This is a genomic window from Candidatus Enterovibrio altilux (genome assembly GCF_002381345.1).
Classification (GTDB): domain Bacteria; phylum Pseudomonadota; class Gammaproteobacteria; order Enterobacterales; family Vibrionaceae; genus Enterovibrio; species Enterovibrio altilux.
Genome location: NZ_CP020663.1, coordinates 230184 through 242737, shown reverse-complemented (window position 1 = coordinate 242737; position 12554 = coordinate 230184). Strand labels below are relative to the sequence as shown.

Here is a 12554-nt window from a genome sequence, read left to right as displayed (position 1 = left end):
GTAATGCAATTCAATACAATTAAATTATCAGCAACCGCTATAATGGTTATTGGAATACCTTTTTGCGTGAATGCTGCTGTTTATAATGTCACGTTAGAAACCGTTGCGGTGACCGGACAATCGTCTGCAGCAACTGCTATTTCTCCAGATGGTTCACAAGTTGCTACTGAAGTATTGATTGGCCCTGTAGGGTTGCATTACTCAGAAGAAATGCCTTACATGGTAGATGAAGAGCATATAATTAATAGTTACAAGACATTAAAGACTTATTGTGACAACCACCTAGGCTATAATACATGTAATTCATGGGCTGCTGGGCAATGGTATGGCTTGAAAGCAGAGGGGACAATTTGTGATGCTGAAGACAGCAACCAAGTCTGTTATGGAGGCTTAAAAAAAGAGATTAATGCGTGGAATGACGGTTATATATCGAACATTACTGCGGCGGTTAATGGTACGAAAACGAATCCTTTTGGAGCTGGTGTCAGTGGAACACCACCGTTGGGTTCAGCTAATCCTGATTCTACCAATGTTGTGATAAATCAAATTTTAAATTCTGGAAGCACTGTTGGTGTTTCAAGCAGCCCGTACTTTCAAAATGAATCTGTTTACGCAAGAGCATTTAAAGTTCGTGGATTCAACGACACCATGGAGTTGCTCCCACCATTCTCCTCAAATCAGTTAATTCCTTTGATTGGTCAAAGCATTGCACATGGTGCTATTATTTTCAGTGGAATAAAAATCACATTTGGCTCTGCTTCTATTAACAATATGGCGGACCCAAATAACGGAAAAAAGGCTCCTGAAGGCTCAATGCTCGAGAATTTATCTAGTTGTATAATGAATGTAAGTTATACTGATCGTGCTTGCCAGTACTTTCAGTTTGCCAATCAGGCTGCTATTTGGGTTGATTCCTATACTAATCCTGAAAATGCTCGTATTATTGCCGACTTTCAAACTGGGACAGGCAACAGCTCTATTAAAAGTACAACCAATACTCCACAAGCTTCGGTTAAATCTGCTTCTATACTAACGGGCGAAACTGCACCAATGATGGTGGGTTTTAATACTTACAATGACAATGACTTCTATGTGCGTGCAGTTAAGTATACACCAATATTAGATTTTGCTACGTGTCTGACTAATCTCAATACAAATGCGTCTTTGCGTTGTTGGACAATGTCACTCATTCCTGGTATTGACCTTAGACAAAACGGTAACATTATCTACTCGTATACTGTGGCTAATGATATAAATACGAATGGTATTGTAGTGGGTATCGTAAAGAACTCTCGTCGATCTAACGGAGCATATGCTGAAACAGTATTTATTAATGAGGGGAACTCCACTACATTACTTGGAATGTCGCAAAGTGCCTTATTTTTTCCTGGCTACAATGCAACCGTAGCCGCCATCAACAATAATAACGAGTTGGTGGGTAAGGTTGACGTGGAAACAGCACGTAATCGCTCTCGCCGTCAACGCGGGTATATTTATCTTCATGGTTCCGCGCCAAATTTGACTGATTTAAACAATAAGCGTGGCTGGTTGCTAGATGATTTAACCAATGACGGAAATTCGATGGGTAATAACAACCAATTCCGTATTGCTGAAGCATTTGATATTGCGGATAATGGTAACATTGCAGCATCTGCATTTTATTGTGTAGGAGGCTACAATTCAACGGTGCAAAATGCTTTGTGTAATGGTACTGAAGAGTTGGTAGCAGTGAAGTTAACACGAGTTACTGGTGACATTATTCCACGTGTATATAAAGTTAGCAATGTATCTCGCTCTGGTGGTAGTATTGGCTTTATTGGTTTAGGATTGTTTGCTTTTGCTTGCGCATTTTGTCGTAAAAAATAGTTTTCATTGTTGGCTCATATTTACATTTTTATCGAAATTAACCGTACAATGCTTGATTATTATTGGTGCTTGAATAAGTCTAAAATGAGTACAGTTCATAAAAAAGCAGGCTAATTGCGATCATACTGAGAAGATGAACACGTCGAAGAATAGGAGGACGGAGATATGAAAAGACAGAAGCGAGATCGTTTAGAACGAGCGCAGTCTAAAGGTTACCAAGCAGGAATAAATGGTCGATCTTCTGAGACCTGTCCTTATCAAACCATGGGCACTCGTAGTTAATGGCTAGGTGGTTGGCGTGATGGAAGAGGTAGCAAAGTATTAAACATGAAGTAAATTCCCTCCCTAAACTTATCTAAAAAGCCCCTAGATAGGGAATTTTCCTTGTAACACTAAATGGGGTGTGTACTCTAAATAAGATGATTTAACCATAAATCTATGGTTTAAATAGCTAGGTTTACTTAAATATTTAAGTCTATGGATAGTCCTTGTTACAAAATCACTAGCTTGAAGCAAGTATAGTATAATCAAGCAGAATAATCGTAGGAAACATCATGTATTTAGCAACTTAATCATTATAATAGTTTGCAGTTTGCATTACCAAATGTGTATTGTAATGCCATTGAGAGGTCAGCAAAGATTCATTTATTTTACTTCCTAATTTGAGTTCTAATAGTTAATCATGTTGGGATTTGCTATCTGAACTCAAACTAGGAGACCAAGCCCCACTGACGGCTAAATTACACTGATGATCTTGTTTATTAAAAGCTAAGCTATTTCTTAGCGGAATGAATGGAACTTCCCGTTTAACATGAACAGTATCATAAGAATGATCGTCTGATATCTCATTAGTTCTTCGGTGGATTCGTTTGAACTAATCAGGCAGTACTTCACTATCAGTCACATTCGATGGGCTTCATTCCGCAGCAATAATTTTATGCGCATTTATAACTACCGCTAAATGTCACTGACACCAAACTTGCCGTTTATCCGCCAGTGCCATTCTTTTCACTTTCCACGAATCTTCATCATAGACTTACAGCCCCGTAGAATCAATGATATTCATGCTGACCAGCTAAACTCAAGAACAAGAACAAAAATAGGAAGAAGATTAATAATTTTACCATGAAATTATGTAAAATAATAATGACACAATCATCGTCACTTTATTATAACTATAAGGTGACGAATTCATTATCCAATCTTCAAAGCAGTAACAGCCTTCAGATATTCTCATTTTGACATGCATTTTAAAATAAGATGTAATTTAGAGAGTTCTGATTGTATCTTTTAACACGGATGCTAATAGTCTAATCATCTTTCATCTGGCATACTATTTGCTGTATAAATTATATATTGTTTCAGCTTGCTTACACTGAGGCATTAATCATCTTGAGTGATAAACCTATATGAGTGACTGATGCTAGCGAGCCACTGGATTAATGAACAGCGAAAATGTTTATTAATGCGCTTACACACACACTTTATACATGCTACCGTTCTTTTCCTGGTGTTGACGTGTGGCTTATGGTTTTTTATTCCGCATCCTATCATCCCCATTGCTATAGGACTTACTCCATTCATCATTTTGATCATCATCAGCCAACCGATTTTACTTGGTCTTCTTTTTATTGCCTTCTCTTTTTTTCGTCTCCATGAAGCATTACCCTTTCTCTATTCACTCAATATACCGTTAATGTTATCAATTGGCACCACGATAACCTTAGCCTGGCATCTTGGTTTCAACGGAAAAATGCGGATATTCAATTGCAAAGAACTATTCAGTTTTTATGTATTTTTTTTATTCGTTACACTGGGTCTTCCACTGTCAAGTAATGTGGGTGAAGCTGTTAGTTACTACGAACAAGTCTATATAAAAATTGGTATTATGACGCCTGTGTTAGCGTGGCTTTTGTGTCATGTCGACTGCTACAGAAGAACTTTACATATGATATCCTTGTCTGGTCTTATTATTGCTTTGATCACTATTCATAATAAAGTTAATGGCATTGGTATGGTCGAAGAAACTCGTGTTACTGTTGGTCGAGAGTTGGGCTCTGTGTTGGGAGATCCTAATGATCTTGCACTGGTGTTGCTTTTTCCCTTTTCCTTTGCAATCAGTGTCGCGATGACATCTGGACTTTCCAAAAAGCAACGGATCTTTGGGTTAAGCACCGCAGTAGCAATTTTAATTGCCATCATTGGCACACAAAGTCGTGGAGGTATTCTTGGTATTTTATCTGTGCTAACTACGGTTGGCTGGCGTTGTATAAAATCCAAGGCTCTGCTTCTGACCTTGGGAGGAATTTTATGTACCATATTGTTTGTTACAGCAGGTATCAATGATAGAAAATCTGGTGGTGCTATGGAAGAAGGATTGGATGCATCAGCCAAAGGCCGTTTATATGCGTGGGAAGCAGCCTTCTACATGGCTATTGATAATCCTATCTTTGGTGTTGGATTGAATAACTTCTACTTTAATTACTTTTATTATTCTTCTCACTGGGATGGGGTAAACCACGCAGTACACAGTACTTGGTTTGGCGTCCTTGGAGAAACAGGATTTGTGGGATTAGTAGCTTTCTTAACCATGATATTGATCACGTATAGGTCTGCACATAAAACTGTCAACATTATTACTAAATATCCAGAGACTTACCCACCTGTTATGAGAGCCGTCAGCAATGGGATCTATTTCGGAATTATTGCGTTTTGTGTAGCTGGCACGTTCTTAACGCAGAGTTTTACATGGCCACTGTATATTTTAATTGCATTAACAGCCTCTATATCTAACTTTGTTAAAAACATTGAACATCAACGAAAGAATGAATGTAGTAGTTTGTACTCTTAATCATTTATGGTGCGTAATCTTTTAATAAATTAGACTAAACTATGAAATTTTTTTATTCACTAGTCAATAATAAAAATGCAAAAATCATCACGCTAAGATCCGTGATGGTGCTTTGTTTCCAAATTCAAATTCAAATTTAGATAGCATAATTAATTATTAGATGATTGCTGTTGTTTTAGGGATACTTAGCCCTGTTAGCTTATTTAACGCTTTTATCATCGCGTAGATTGTCGTTATTTTAGACATTACAACCACTTAGGTTCAATATCGCACCCAGTGATTTTTTGACTATAATCATTGCTGTCTTTGATAGGCAACGGTTATGGTAACTATACCTCATTTTTCAATGCTGATTGGAACCGTACAACTACTGGTAATTAACCGCTAAATTACGCGGATAACCCTCGTTCCCCAAAGTTATTCCTTTTTTGGGTAGGGTGAGTGGAGTTGCTAGTTTAATGCTAATGGTTTCGTAATATTATCGGGTGCTGTAAGCATTATTGTCTGATATCTCATTAATTTTTTTGACTGGTCTGTTTAAGAAAGTGAGGTAATATTTTACCGTCAGTGCTATGTCTTTTTTACTTTCTATTTGCTTTCATCGTAGATTTTGAGTCCCGTAGAATCAATGACTAAGTGCTGAATGGTTTATTTAGTCTTCGTTTTGAACGCGATGTTAACAACTTTGGTTTGCTTGCTAATGCATGAATAGTGAGGGTATGAAAATGGCAGTTGAGCAAATTTAAAAGCAGAATTAATAAATTTTCTCAAAGCTTTTAATGGCATTAAAAACACGCGTTTAACCATGGAAGCTATTGTAATGGCTAAGTCGTTAAATAAGTGAGAGTCTTGCACTATTACTCTGTTTGGTTTCATTTTATAACTGAATGGGCTTCTTTACCAATCTAAAATGTGATTGAGTTAAGATTAATTATACTGCTTCCAATCAGTTGTTTCATAGCGTAACTTATTTATAGTTCTAAGTATTTAAGTTACCTAGCTGTTTAGAGCGTAGATTAAGTATTGAATTCTCCAATTTAGAAAATAAAAGTGGAGAATCATTAAAGAGTAACAATGGTTAAACATAAAAAACTAGCCCATCAGGCCAGTTTTTTATGTTTTTTTTATACTTCTTAGCTTGTTAGATCATCAAAAAATTTTTTCACTCCATCAAAGAATCCAGCAGATTTAGGTTTGTGTTTTTCCGCTGTATTTCCACCTAAAGATTCCTCAAATTCTTTCAGTAATTCTTTTTGTTTAATGTTTAAATTAACGGGCGTTTCAACCACAAGCTTACAAATTAAATCACCTATCCCTCCGCTACGCACAGACTGAACACCTTTACCTCGCATGCGGAACATACGACCAGTTTGAGTTTCAGTAGGTACTTTCAAGCTTACACGACCATCTAATGTTGGTACTTCCACTCCACCACCCAGGGCCGCCATCGTAAAACTAACTGGAACCTCGCAATATAGATTATTTGCTTCACGCGTAAAAATATGGTGGTCGCGAACATGTACCTGAACATACAAATCACCAGCTGGTGCGCTAAACTCTCCTGCTTCGCCTTCACCTGTTAAACGGATACGGTTGCCTGTGTCTACTCCGGCTGGAATTTTAACATTAAGGGTTTTGGTTTTCTGAACCCGTCCCTGTCCATGGCAAGAGTCACAGGAATCTTTAATAATTTTTCCGCGGCCATTGCAAGTAGGACACGCCTGCTGAACAGTAAAGAAACCTTGACGCATCTGTACCTGACCATGACCATGACACATTCCGCAATTTAGCGGAGATGAGCCAGATTTTGCACCATTGCCACCACAAAGATTACAGCTTACATAAGTTGGAACAGCAATTTCTCTGGTAATACCGCGTACAGCCTCTTCAAGAGACAATTCCATATTGTAACGCAGATCTGCACCACGTTGAACACGTTGGGTGCCACCACCACGACGACTGCCTCCAAAAATATCACCAAAAACATCACCAAAAATATCACTAAAATCTGCACTTTCATTATTGCCCATTCCGCCTTGCTCAAATGCAGCATGTCCATATTGATCATATGCAGCACGTTTTTGAGCGTCGGTTAAGATCTCATAAGCAAGTTTAACTTCTTTAAATTTATCTGTAGCTGACTCATCACCAGGATTTTTATCTGGATGATACTTCATGGCCAGACGCTTGTATGCTTTTTTAATGTCGCGTTCGCTTGCGTCACGGCTTACGCCAAGTACTTCATAAAAATTACGTTTTGACATTTTTAAGCTGTCACCTGTTTTTGTATCAAGCGAAGATAAACCCGCTTCACATCATACAATTACGGGCGGAGGAGAATCCTCCTGCGCCCGTGCGAAATAAAATACTTCATTAACTAGTTTTATTTTTTATCGGCTTTTACTTCTTCAAACTCAGCATCAACAACATTATTATCTTGTTTCGTTTCTGCACTAGCATCTTGAGGTTGAGTAGCTTGTGTTTGCTGCTGAGCCATTGCCATCAGCTTATGGGAGGCTGCTATAACAGCTTGAACTTTTTCATCAATTGATGCTTTGTCTTCACCTTTACGTGCATTTTCAAGTGCAAAAATTGCCGCTTCAATTTTTTCTTTTTCATCAGTGGGAAGAATATTGCCTATTTCTTCTATTTGTTTTCTAGTGCTGTGAATAATTTGGTCAGCTTGATTGCGTGCTGTAACAAGCTCTTCAAATTTTTTATCAGCTTCTTTGTTTGTTTCTGCTTCCTGAACCATTTTATCAATTTCTTCAGTACTTAAACCACCAGATGCTTGAATAGTTATTTTAGTTTCCTTGCCTGTGCTCTTATCTTTCGCAGATACATGCAAAATACCATCAGCATCAAGATCAAATGTCACTTCAATTTGAGGCATACCACGTGGTGCAGCTTGAATTCCTTCTAAATTGAACTGACCTAGAGATTTATTATGCATGGATTGCTTACGCTCACCTTGCAAAACATGAATAGTTACCGCACTTTGATTGTCGTCCGCAGTTGAAAATACCTGATTTGCTTTAGTAGGAATCGTGGTATTTTTTTCGATAAGTTTGGTCATTACGCCACCCATGGTTTCAATACCCAAGGACAACGGTGTTACATCAAGAAGAAGAACATCTTTTACTTCACCCGCGAGAACACCTGCTTGCACCGCAGCACCAACAGCGACTGCTTCATCAGGATTTACATCTTTACGTGCTTCCTTGCCAAAGAACTCAGCAACTTTCGCTTGAACCATTGGCATACGTGTTTGACCACCGACAAGAATAATGTCATTGATATCACGGATAGACAAACCAGCATCCGTCAGAGCAACTTTCAAAGGTTCCAGTGAACACTGAACCAAATCTTCAACGAGAGACTCAAGCTTAGCACGAGTTACTTTGATGTTCATATGTTTAGGACCAGATGAGTCTGCAGTAATATACGGCAAGTTCACATCCGTTTGTTGTGCGGAAGATAATTCAATTTTTGCTTTTTCAGCTGCTTCTTTCAGACGTTGCATAGCCAGCGGATCTTTACGTAAGTCCATACCTTGGTCTTTTTTAAACTCTTCAACCAAGTAATTAATCATACGGTTATCAAAATCTTCACCCCCTAAATGTGTATTACCATTGGTTGCAAGAACTTCAAAGGTTTTCTCACCTTCAACTTCATCGATCTCGATGATAGAAATGTCAAAAGTCCCACCACCAAGGTCATATACTGCAATAGTACGATCACCACCTTCTTTATCCAAGCCATAAGCAAGTGCCGCTGCAGTTGGTTCATTAATAATACGTTTAACTTCTAACCCTGCAATACGTCCAGCATCTTTCGTTGCTTGGCGTTGAGCATCATTGAAGTACGCAGGAACAGTGATTACTGCACCGGTAACTTTCTCGCCAAGGTAGTCTTCTGCAGTTTTTTTCATTTTTTTTAAAACTTCAGCAGAAATCTGAGGCGCAGCCATTTTCTCGCCTTTTGCTTCTACCCAAGCGTCACCATTATCAGCTTTGACTATTTTGAATGGCATAATTTCTAAGTCTCGCTGTACTTCTTCGTCTTCAAAACGACGACCAATTAAACGTTTGATCGCGTATAAGGTGTTCTTGGGGTTAGTTACAGCTTGACGTTTTGCAGGCTGACCTACCAAAATCTCACCATCCTGGGTGTATGCGATGATCGATGGTGTAGTACGATCGCCTTCAGCGTTTTCAATTACGCGCGGCTTTCTACCGTCTAATACTGCTACGCATGAGTTAGTAGTACCCAAGTCAATACCAATGATCTTACCCATTTGGTTTTCTCCGAAATTCGTCTTATATATTGCGTAAACCCTATATGGGGTTCACTATTCAGGGTTCAACCCTAAAAAAGAAAATTTTTTATTTTCTTTCCTGACTACAGGTAAATAAGAGTAGTTTTTATGCTTGTAAAGCTTCAAAAAAATTTTCAGACAAGGAGGATTTTTTTAAAAGTATATTGTTTACGCTTGCTCATTCACAGTTCCTGTTACAGCTTTTGCCACCATTACCATAGCAGGACGAACAACTCGCCCGTTCAATACATAGCCTTTTTGCATTACCAACATCACAGTGTTAGGTGCGTGTGCTGCACTTTCTTGTATTGCTATTGCTTGATGAAACTTAGGATTGAATTGTTCACCAGTAGGATTTAGTTCTAGTAAGCCAAATTTAGCGACTGAATCACGCATGGTTTTTAGCGTTAGCTCTACACCTTCTAACATTGGTTTAATGATTTCACTCTCTCTGTCGGCAATTTCAAGGGCGCGCTCCATGTTATCAATAACAGGGAGTAACTCATTGGCAAAACGTTCTAAAGCAAACTTACGTGCTTTATCAATCTCGTGTTCGGTACGCCGACGCATATTTTCTATGTCTGCATAAGCCCGTAACACATTATCTTGTTGTTCTTTTATGGTAGCATTACTTGCCTCTAGCGCCGCTTCAAGTTTTGTGATTCGGCTAACCATTATATCCGTTTCAACATCAAGGGTAGTTTCATCTTTTACGTCAATAATATCATTTTGCAACTCTTCTTCCTGAATCTTTTTTTCTTCTTTGCTCATTTTCGCTCCGACACAATACTATGTTGAACCTCAAAAAAAATAATAATGAGGATTTAATTTAAATAATTTTGTTTATTATGGGGATGTATAGCTGCGTTTCAAAGTACTATTAACAGCAAATCACGATAATTCACTTATAGTCAAACTTCTAAACAGCACAAGATCAAAGCTTTGTTGCCTAATTTGATTCCATAGTGGAATAGTTTCTTCATTAATACAGAAGGTTAGTGAGCCTAACAGTTTAGAGTGCTGATTGAAGATGTTGTTCCCTTATTTAGAAAATAAAGCTGGTCATCATAAACGTTACCTAGCAGATATAGAAATGGCTTAAATTAAAAATTTTTGAAAGGAATATTGAGTCTAAGGCATCACGCAATTCAGATTAGCAATCTGCGCCATGATAAAAAATTAAATAACTTGACCGGGTTAGGGGGATGCTTAAAGAGAAAGCGAGTGTTTAATAGTGATTCATGTTGAAATTTGCTATATGAACTGGAATTAAGAAACAAAGCTCCTGCTAATTGTACATACAATTGCTACCAATTGTATGAATGAAAAATTTGCTTTAAAAATGCGACACCGTATTATTCGTGTTGTTTATATGGCACTTTTTTAGTTCTATCGTCATGACTTAAGTAAGTAGTAAGTAAACTTTATTAAAAATTTCTCAGTCCTTGGGTTGATAATGTTATTAATCTTCTGCTACAGCCTTGCTTCAATCTGTCTTATCACTAATTCTGCTGTCGCAAGGGGACGATAAGTTACTGTGAGTATCCTCTAATATTAGAATGTATGAAGCGTAAATATTAATATTATTACTTAAAATATGGCTGTGTTCTTTAGTCTTTACGTTTCCCCCGTGATTTATAATTAATTTTAACGCGCAGGTTGGTTTTAAAGATGACGATCGGCAGGGCTCTAGAGGCCATTCTGAGATCTCCCTAATAAGAACTATCAGTGTTTAACTTCATACAACCTATTACGAAGTGACGTAATTCGGTTTGTATCTAAAAGGTTTTAGTTTATGCGTAAATTAGTGAATTTATTTTCATTAGTGATTGGGATCTTCATGGTCTTTTCTTTTGGCAACGCCATGGCAGCGGAGATACCACAAGGGTGCATTGTAAGTTTGAATACTGGTACCAAATACTGTTTACCTATTGGTAAACGATCAGGTTATTCATTACCGAGTTGGATCAAATCACATGAAGTTTATGTCCAAGCAGAGGAGGGAACTGCTGTAATGCTTTCTGATTGGGATAACTTGCCATATAATCGTCTCGCGACATTTCCTGGCACCGTTGAAAATCAAAAAATGACGAATGTTAGTGCTTACAATGGTAAGAAGCTTGATTTTTCTTCTCCCCGTTCAATGCGAGTCGTCACTAATAACCAACCTTTGGGCTGTATTGTGAGTCTGAAAACGAATGCAAGATACTGTCTATCCGTTGGGCAACGTTCTGGCTACTCACTACCCACTTGGATAAAGTCGCATGAGGTATATGTAGAACCATCTGCAGGTACGGCAGTTATATTATCAGACTGGGATAACCTTTCCCACAATCGTTTAGGTATATTTAATTGTATGACACCAAATAGCCAACTGGAGAATGTAAAGTCGAGCAAAGGTCAGAATCTTGATTTTTCATCGCCACAGTCCATGCGTGTTATTGCAAACACTATGTCATCGGATCAGGTTATCAATGGTACTGCTAGTGATGATGTACTTCACGGTTGCTCTGGTAATGACACCATTTTTGGTGGTCCTGGTAATGACATCATTAATGGCAGTAATGGCGATAATATCCTGCACGGTGATTTAGGGGATGACAAATTATTTGGTGCAGGCGGTAATGATTCACTCTATGGTGATGCTGGTAACGATATTTTGCAAGCAAGCTATAAAAACAAAGTCATTATGAATGGTGGTACTGGTTTTGATGTATATATAGGTAGTGAAGGTAATGACACTATGCACTTTGATCAGGAAGACTTCTCTAATGAAGCCTTTTTGGTTCGAAATGGTAATATCTATACAGGTGAGGAGGTTTTGACTAACTGATTGTTAGTGGTGATGCAAATATTGATTTCTCTGGTAGCTCTTATTTTAAAAGTAGTCAAGTTCCTATTGCAAGACCGATAACATACGTGGAAGCGATTGTTGCTGATGCAGGTAATCAAACTGTGACTGTCAATGCAAATGCTATTTTTTCAGTCGGATGGTATGAAGATTGGCACAAATATTCATCCTGAGGATTGGAATGGTTTTGTGGCTTATTTAGGTACTGGAAACGATGCGCTGAACGTTGAAGCTGGTATCTGGCAGTATGATACCGCAGCTTCTGTTGCGGTGGCTATATCAAATGAAATGATTGAGTTTATAGGATTGAATTTTGCTCAAGTAACTGAACTTCGTCCTTATGTTTTTACCTATACCAATAGTAAAATGACTATTTGGACTGATGCTGAAACGGTCCAGTCAAATGGTCAAGCTCTTTAAATAATAGCCGTTTACTATCAGTGTCATGCTTTTTTTACTTGCCATTCGATGTTACTGCAGACTTTGAGTCCTATAGTATCAATGGCTAAATTAACCATGCTAGTTCATGCTTGCAAATGTATGAGTTTTGAAACAGAACTAATGAATTTTTACAGACTGCTCAATAGCATTGAAAATACGCGTTTAACTATGAGAGCTGTCGTAATTGTTAAGTGGTTAAATAAACGAAGCCTCTCGCTATTGCCCCG

General features: G+C 38.0%; 5 protein-coding genes and 3 pseudogenes. 4 read left to right on the top strand and 4 right to left on the bottom strand.

What is annotated here, in order from left to right:
• Positions 1-3 precede the first annotated feature (3 nt).
• From BTN50_RS08715 to BTN50_RS08705, 3 genes and pseudogenes are all read left to right on the top strand, one after another.
• Positions 4-1866 (top strand): DUF3466 family protein, encoded by a 1863-nt coding sequence (locus BTN50_RS08715; RefSeq protein WP_096619884.1) that lies wholly within the window; start codon positions 4-6, stop codon positions 1864-1866.
• Positions 1867-2031: 165 nt separating this feature from the next.
• Positions 2032-2145: pseudogene (rmf, locus tag BTN50_RS08710) on the top strand (ribosome modulation factor); the annotation flags it as partial.
• A gap of 1141 nt (positions 2146-3286) precedes the next feature.
• The gene (locus BTN50_RS08705) at positions 3287-4717 is read left to right on the top strand and encodes an O-antigen ligase family protein (RefSeq protein WP_235611017.1); all 1431 of its coding nucleotides are present in this window, start codon (positions 3287-3289) and stop codon (positions 4715-4717) included.
• Between the two features lie 156 nt (positions 4718-4873).
• On the opposite strand, the pseudogene BTN50_RS08700 reads toward BTN50_RS08705, so the two are convergent.
• The 4 genes and pseudogenes from BTN50_RS08700 to grpE all read right to left on the bottom strand — a co-directional run bounded on the left by BTN50_RS08700 (position 4874) and on the right by grpE (position 9806).
• A pseudogene (locus tag BTN50_RS08700) lies at positions 4874-5692 on the bottom strand (transposase).
• Positions 5693-5850: 158 nt separating this feature from the next.
• Positions 5851-6981, bottom strand: coding sequence for a molecular chaperone DnaJ (gene dnaJ / locus BTN50_RS08695; RefSeq protein ID WP_096619878.1), 1131 nt, complete (start codon positions 6979-6981; stop codon positions 5851-5853).
• Positions 6982-7100: 119 nt separating this feature from the next.
• Entirely contained in the window at positions 7101-9014 is a 1914-nt protein-coding gene (gene dnaK, locus BTN50_RS08690; protein WP_096619876.1) for a molecular chaperone DnaK, read from the bottom strand.
• A gap of 189 nt (positions 9015-9203) precedes the next feature.
• Positions 9204-9806, bottom strand: a complete 603-nt coding sequence (gene grpE, locus BTN50_RS08685) for a nucleotide exchange factor GrpE (RefSeq protein ID WP_096619874.1) — start codon at positions 9804-9806, stop codon at positions 9204-9206.
• A 1024-nt stretch (positions 9807-10830) separates the two neighbouring features.
• Here grpE and BTN50_RS08680 point away from each other — a divergent pair.
• A pseudogene (locus tag BTN50_RS08680) lies at positions 10831-12306 on the top strand (calcium-binding protein).
• Positions 12307-12554: the final 248 nt, after the last annotated feature.

Excerpts from the sequence above, each read along its gene's own strand:
- grpE (WP_096619874.1), bottom strand. The coding sequence starts at position 9,806 with ATGAGCAAAGAAGAAAAAAAGATTCAGGAAGAAGAGTTGCAAAATGAT.
- dnaJ (WP_096619878.1), bottom strand. The coding sequence starts at position 6,981 with ATGTCAAAACGTAATTTTTATGAAGTACTTGGCGTAAGCCGTGACGCA.
- dnaK (WP_096619876.1), bottom strand. The coding sequence starts at position 9,014 with ATGGGTAAGATCATTGGTATTGACTTGGGTACTACTAACTCATGCGTA.
- BTN50_RS08705 (WP_235611017.1), top strand. The coding sequence starts at position 3,287 with ATGCTAGCGAGCCACTGGATTAATGAACAGCGAAAATGTTTATTAATG.
- BTN50_RS08715 (WP_096619884.1), top strand. The coding sequence starts at position 4 with ATGCAATTCAATACAATTAAATTATCAGCAACCGCTATAATGGTTATT.